Genomic DNA, 1,245 nt, shown 5'->3' with positions numbered 1-1,245 from the left:
CAGGCATAAAAAAAGCGCACCTAAGTGCGCTTTTTTGGCTTGTGTTGCTAAGTCTAGATTAGTCTAGGATCTTAGATACAACACCAGCACCTACTGTACGACCACCTTCACGGATTGCGAAACGAAGACCTTCTTCCATCGCGATCGGAGCAATTAGCTCAACTTTGAATTTAAGGTTGTCACCAGGCATTACCATTTCTACGCCTTCTGGAAGCTCTACAGCACCAGTTACGTCAGTTGTACGGAAGTAGAACTGTGGACGGTAGCCTTTGAAGAATGGAGTATGACGGCCACCTTCATCTTTAGACAGTACGTATACTTCTGCTTCGAAGTTAACGTGTGGAGTGATTGAACCAGGCTTAGCTAGTACTTGACCACGTTCAACTTCATCACGCTTAGTACCACGTAGAAGAACACCAACGTTCTCACCTGCACGGCCTTCGTCAAGAAGCTTACGGAACATCTCAACACCAGTACAAGTAGTCTTAGTAGTGTCTTTGATACCTACGATTTCTACTTCTTCACCAACTTTAACGATACCTTGCTCAACACGACCAGTTACAACAGTACCACGGCCTGAGATTGAGAATACGTCTTCGATTGGAAGAATGAACGGCTTGTCGATTGCACGCTCTGGCTCTGGGATGTATGAATCAAGCGCTTCACCAAGCTCGATGATTTTCTTTTCCCACTCTGCGTCGCCTTCAAGCGCTTTAAGAGCTGAACCTTGGATAACTGGTAGGTCATCACCTGGGAATTCGTATTCGTTAAGAAGTTCACGAACTTCCATTTCTACTAGCTCTAGAAGCTCTTCATCGTCAACCATGTCACATTTGTTCATGAATACGATGATGTAAGGAATACCAACCTGACGACCAAGTAGGATGTGCTCACGAGTCTGTGGCATAGGGCCATCAGTCGCAGCTACTACTAGGATACCACCGTCCATCTGAGCAGCACCGGTGATCATGTTTTTAACGTAATCAGCGTGTCCTGGGCAGTCTACGTGCGCGTAGTGACGAGTAGGAGTGTCATATTCTACGTGTGAAGTAGAAATGGTGATACCACGAGCTTTCTCTTCAGGCGCGTTATCGATTTGATCGAAAGCCTGAGCAGAACCGCCGTAAGTTTTAGAAAGAACTGTAGTGATAGCTGCAGTTAGGGTAGTTTTACCGTGGTCAACGTGGCCGATTGTACCCACGTTTACGTGGGGTTTCGTACGTTCAAACTTTTCTTTTGCCATTT

General features: G+C 46.0%; 1 protein-coding gene. It reads right to left on the bottom strand.

Features of this window, described 5'->3' with window-relative positions; translation table 11 throughout:
- Positions 1-58: 58 nt before the first annotated feature.
- On the bottom strand, positions 59-1,243 hold the full coding sequence (tuf, locus tag V7R55_RS19465) for an elongation factor Tu (protein WP_014980400.1): 1,185 nt from the start codon (positions 1,241-1,243) through the stop codon (positions 59-61).
- Positions 1,244-1,245: the final 2 nt, after the last annotated feature.

Source organism: Alteromonas sp. S005, assembly GCF_036864475.1.
GTDB lineage: Bacteria > Pseudomonadota > Gammaproteobacteria > Enterobacterales > Alteromonadaceae > Alteromonas.
This window is presented reverse-complemented; position numbering and strand designations above follow the sequence as displayed.